This window comes from Rhodococcus sp. (in: high G+C Gram-positive bacteria), assembly GCF_049286785.1.
In the GTDB taxonomy this organism is placed as follows: Bacteria; Actinomycetota; Actinomycetes; order Mycobacteriales; family Mycobacteriaceae; genus Rhodococcus_F.
The window spans coordinates 1-4,982 of the sequence record NZ_JBAQEO010000558.1 but is presented as its reverse complement, the minus strand read 5'-3'; the positions used below and the strand labels follow the sequence as shown (position 1 = coordinate 4,982).

The 4,982-nt window shown below is 68.6% G+C and carries 5 protein-coding genes; all 5 read left to right on the top strand.

What is annotated here, in order from left to right; genetic code table 11:
- Positions 1-37: 37 nt before the first annotated feature.
- A complete protein-coding gene (locus tag WAW17_RS20140; RefSeq protein WP_422334687.1) occupies positions 38-655 on the top strand; it encodes a GNAT family N-acetyltransferase in 618 nt (205 codons plus the stop codon).
- Positions 656-698: 43 nt separating this feature from the next.
- Positions 699-2,279, top strand: coding sequence for a phytoene desaturase family protein (locus WAW17_RS20135; protein WP_422334685.1), 1,581 nt, complete (start codon positions 699-701; stop codon positions 2,277-2,279).
- Positions 2,276-3,115, top strand: a complete 840-nt coding sequence (locus WAW17_RS20130; RefSeq protein WP_422334684.1) for a carotenoid biosynthesis protein — start codon at positions 2,276-2,278, stop codon at positions 3,113-3,115. The genes WAW17_RS20135 and WAW17_RS20130 overlap by 4 nt, the downstream gene beginning before the upstream one ends.
- Before the next feature lie 37 nt (positions 3,116-3,152).
- Complete coding sequence (locus tag WAW17_RS20125; protein ID WP_422334686.1) at positions 3,153-3,869, top strand: LppM family (lipo)protein; 717 nt, start codon at positions 3,153-3,155, stop codon at positions 3,867-3,869.
- On the top strand, positions 3,866-4,982 hold a 1,117-nt coding region (locus WAW17_RS20120), incomplete at its 3' end, for a glycosyltransferase (RefSeq protein ID WP_422334683.1). The genes WAW17_RS20125 and WAW17_RS20120, both read left to right, overlap by 4 nt.

Below are 4,982 nucleotides of genomic sequence, written 5' to 3'. Positions count from 1 at the left end.
ATATAACTGCACCCACCGACACGTCGTCAAGAGGAAGGTGAGACAGGTCGAACCGAACACTGACCCGACTCCTGTCGTGATCGAACTCTCGGCCGACGAGTTCCGCGACCGCCTGCACGAGGCGCTGTCGATCTACGTCGCCGCCATGGGTTATCCCCGCGGCACCGAATATCACCGTGCCCCGATGTGGAGCGAGCACATCGGACGGCGGGGATGGCGGGGTGTCGGAGCACTCACCCCGGATACCGGCCCGGCAACGGCCACCGCCGACGAGGATGTACGTCTCGTGGCAGTCGCCTACGGCTACAGCGGAGCGCCTGAGCAGTGGTGGCATCAGCAGGTCCGAACCGGCCTGCGCCACACCGGGTGGCCGCGGGACCGGATCGACGCACTCCTGGGCAACTACTTCGAACTCACCGAACTGCACGTGCACCCCGACGCCCAGGGACACGGACTGGGCGAGACCCTGCTCCTGCGACTGCTCGAACATCGACCCGAGCAGAAAGTGCTGCTGTCCACGCCTGAGGTCACGGACGAGGACAACCGGGCGTGGCGCCTCTACCGACGGCTCGGTTTCGAGGACGTCCTGAGGCACTTCCGCTTCGCGGGCGACAACCGGCCCTTCGCCGTGCTCGGCCGCACACTCCCCCTGTGATCGGCAGAACGGGTCCATCCGCGGATCGGGATAACCTGACCGAATGATCGATGTGGTGGTGGTCGGCTCGGGACACAACGCCTTGGTGGCGGCGTGTTACCTGGCGCGGTCCGGTTGGTCCGTCGAGGTGATCGAGCGCGACACCGTCATCGGCGGCGCGGTGTCGACGGTGGAGCGATTCCCCGGCCACAAGGTTGACCGGGGCTCCTCCGCACACATCATGATCAGGCACACCGGGATCATCGAGGAACTCGATCTGGCCGCTCACGGTCTCCGCTATCTGGACTGCGACCCGTGGGCGTTCGCCCCGGCACCGCCCGGCACGGACCGTCCCGGCATCGTGTTCCGGCGCAGCCTCGATGCAACCTGCCGGTCGATCGAGGAAGCCTGCGGACCCGCCGATGCCGACGCCTATCGTCGATTCGTCGACGTGTGGGGAAAGCGCAGCGCCAGGGTGATGCGGGCGTTCGGGAAACCGCCCACCGGGCCGGCGCTCCTCTCCTCGTTCTGGGGACTCGACACCGGAGAGGGTGGAAGCGATCTGTCCCGGCAATTCCTCGGCTCCGGAGACGCACTGCTCGACGAGTATTTCCACGACGAACGGCTCAAAGCGGCCCTCGCCTGGTTCGGAGCCCAGTCCGGTCCGCCGATGTCCGAGCCCGGGACGGCACCGATGGTCGGTATCGCCGCACTCATGCACACCATTCCGCCCGGACGTCCGGTCGGTGGCAGCGGAGTCCTGACCGAGGCCCTGACCTCCCGGCTGCGTGCCGACGGGGGAATCGTCACACTCGGCGATTCGGTCGATTCGCTCCGCAGTGACGGCCGCTACTGGACCACCCGGACGGCCTCGGGCCGCGAGATCCGATCACGCACGGTGATCGCGGGCAGCCATATCCTGACCACCCTCGACCTCCTCGAACGGGGAGGACACGACCGGAACGCCCTCGATCGCTGGCGCCGTCGGATCAGGGTCGGGCCCGGTATCGGAATGGTCGTGCGGCTGGCCACCGATGCGTTGCCGGTCTACCCGAGCACATCGGACCCCGGCGCCACCACCGGCATGCAACTGCTGGTGTCCGACCGTGCGCAGCTACGACTGGCCCACGGTGCCGCTCTGGCCGGCGAACTGCCGCCACGCCCCGCGGTTCTTGCGATGAGCTTCAGCGGGCTCGACCCCACCATCGCACCTCCTGGCCGGCATCAGGTGACGCTGTGGTCGCAGTGGCAGCCCTACCGGCTGTCCGGGGGTCGCCACTGGAAGGACTTCGCCCAGCCCGAAGCGGACCGGATCGTCGCGGAGATCGACGCGCTGGCACCCGGTTTCGGTGAGTGCGTTCTCGACCGGCACGTGCAGTCGCCGCAGGACCTCGAGGACGAGCTGGGGCTGATCGGCGGCAACGTCATGCACGTCGAGATGTCGCTGGACCAGATGATGATGTGGCGTCCCCTGCCCGAACTGTCCGGGCATCGCGTCCCCGGCGCCGAGCGGCTGTACCTCACCGGTGCGTCGACGCACCCGGGCGGCGGGGTGTCCGGCGCGAGCGGGCGCAGCGCAGCACGCGTCGCACTGCGGGAGGCACGGCGCGGCGCACTTCGGTCACGTCTGCGGCAGAGACGATGATCCGCCGGCTCCCGATCTTGCTCGCGGCGGCCGCGGTCACCGCACAGATCGCCTATCCACTCGTCGAGGGCGGACCACGCGACGTCCTTACCATCGCCGTCGTCACACTGCTCGCGGCGGCGAGCATCACGCACGCCACGATCACCCGGGGCGCGGACTGGGCCGTGGGTCTGGTGCTGGTCACCGCAGGCCTCGGGTTGTGCTCCGAAGTGATCGGTACGGCCACCGGCATCCCCTACGGCTGCTATCAGTACAGCGTCGAACGTCTCGGCCCGGCGGTGGCCGGGGTGCCACTGGTGGTGCCGCTGGCCTGGACGGCGGGTTTCTACCCGGTGTGGTGCGCCGCATCCCGGCTGGCCCGCGGCGGACTCCCCCGCACCGCACTCACCACGATCGGTGTCGTCGGATGGGATCTGTATCTCGACCCCCAAATGGTCACGGATGGCCAGTGGAGTTGGTGCAACACCGATGCCGGACTGCCCGGGATCGAACAGATTCCGTTGACCAACTACGCGGGCTGGCTGGTCGTCGCAGCGCTCATGGCATTGGTAATGGACCTGGTGGATCGCCGTTCCACCGCCCCGACCGACCCGACCGACCGTCAACGGGATGCGGTCCCCCTCGGGCTCTTCCTGTGGACCTGGCTGGGTTCGGCGCTGGCCCACTCGGTGTTCCTGACGGCCCCTGAACTGCGGCACTCGGCGATATACGGGGGCATCGCGATGGGGATTCTGGGTGTTCCCCTGGTCGTGACTCTCATGCGATCCCGCGTCCGGCTACCAGTGGGCAACCACACACCACCGCCCCGGTTCCACGACACGACCCCTCGCTCCTGACATCGATCCGCGCCCCTGGCACGATACGACTGTGCAGCTGACCACAGTTCAGGTTCCGACCCCGGCCCGCGCGCGGAGCCGGGCCTTGTCCGTCGCGGCCCTCGGCCTCCTCCTCGTGCCTCTTCTCGCGGGGTGCCTGCGGGTACAGGTGTCCATGGGTGTGTCCGCCGACGACCGGGTCTCGGGCCAGATCGTCGCGGCCGCCGTTCCGGTGAACGATCAGGACAAGGGGCCGCAACTCACTCCGCCCGAGTCGTTGTCCGACAAGATCAGGGTGCAGGAGTACAAGAAGGACGGATACGTCGGGTCGCAGGCGTTCTTCAGCGATCTCACCTTCGGTGACGTCCAGCAGCTCGGCACCATGTCCGAACAAGCCACCGGATCGTTCCAGATCTCGCTGCGGAGAACAGGCGACCTCGTGACCCTCGAGGGTAAAGCCGACCTCGACGCGGTCCCCGCCCAGGGCACCGATGTGCAGTTCACCATCGCCTTCCCCGCCAGGGTCGCCACCACGAACGGCACCCGCGAGGGCGACTCGATCGTGTCGTGGAAGCTACCCGCGGGCGACACCTCGACCATTCGCGCGGAAGTCCGCTACTCCGACCCCAGCACCCGAAGCTTCGCGGGATGGGCGGGCATCATGGGCGGCGTGACGCTCGGTGTGGCCGTCATCGTGGGCGCATTGGCGTGGATAGCCCGCAACAAGGAACCTGCCGTCGGCAGCGGGCGACGCAAGGATCCGTCGGACGTGTGAGCCGTTCCACCGCCGAGTGGGTGGTCCGGTCCGGTTCGCTGATCTCGCTTCTCGGACTCGCCACCGCAGTGACCAACCTGGTGGGCACACCTCGCCTTCGGCATGCGCCGAGCCGGGTGACCGAGCCCGTCACCGTCTGCATTCCGGCGCGCGACGAACGTGATCGGCTCCCGGCGCTCATCGGTGACCTCCGATCCCAACGGGGTGTGGCGGACTTGTGCGTCGTGGTCTATGACGACGCGTCGACGGACGGCACAGCCGCTGCCGCGGAAACCGCCGCGGGTGGCGACCCCCGTGTCGTCGTGGTCCGCGGCACAGCCGAACCACCGCCCGGATGGGTGGGGAAGCAAGCAGCGTGCAGGGAGGCGTCGGGCGTCGCCGCTCGACTCCGACGCGAACGTCGAGGGATCCTTGTCTTCCTCGACGCCGACGTACGCCTGCATCCGGATTCGCTGGCCGCCTCGTGTGCCGCACTCCGCGATTTCCGAGCGGACCTGCTGTGCCCGTGGCCCTTCCAACGCGCACGATCCCTCGCCGAAGACCTGGTCCAGCCGCTGCTCGCCTGGTCGTGGGTGGCGACACTGCCCGTGCCGGTGAGCAACCGCTCGCGGCGGCCGTCGACGACTGTGTCATGCGGGCAGTTCCTGGTTTTCGATTCCGCGGCGTATCACCTGCTCGGCGGTCATGCCGCAGTCGCCACCAGCCTCACCGAAGACCTCGACATCGCCCGGGCAATGCGAAGGCTGGGAATGCGGACGGTCCTCGTCGCGGCGGGCGGGTTCGCGTCGTGCCGTATGTACGACAACGCGCACGACCTGTACAGCGGGTACGGACGATGGCTGTGGACCGCTTTCGGTTCCCGCTTCGGTGCCGCGGCGGTCCTCGCCACGGCCGGGACCGCCTACCTCGCGCCTCCGGTCGCGATGGCCGTGGGGCACGGACGTCTGAGGCGATGGGGCGCGGCCGGGTATCTCGCGGCGGTCGCGTCCCGGCTGTGCTCTCGGGTGATCGAACGCGGCGGACCGATCACGGCGCGCGAGATTGCGGGCGCGTGGGCGCACCCACTGTCGATCGTGGGAGTCACGGCGCTGACGGTGTGCTCGTTCCGCGACC

Excerpts from the sequence above, each read along its gene's own strand:
- WAW17_RS20135 (WP_422334685.1), top strand. The coding sequence starts at position 699 with ATGATCGATGTGGTGGTGGTCGGCTCGGGACACAACGCCTTGGTGGCG.
- WAW17_RS20130 (WP_422334684.1), top strand. The coding sequence starts at position 2,276 with ATGATCCGCCGGCTCCCGATCTTGCTCGCGGCGGCCGCGGTCACCGCA.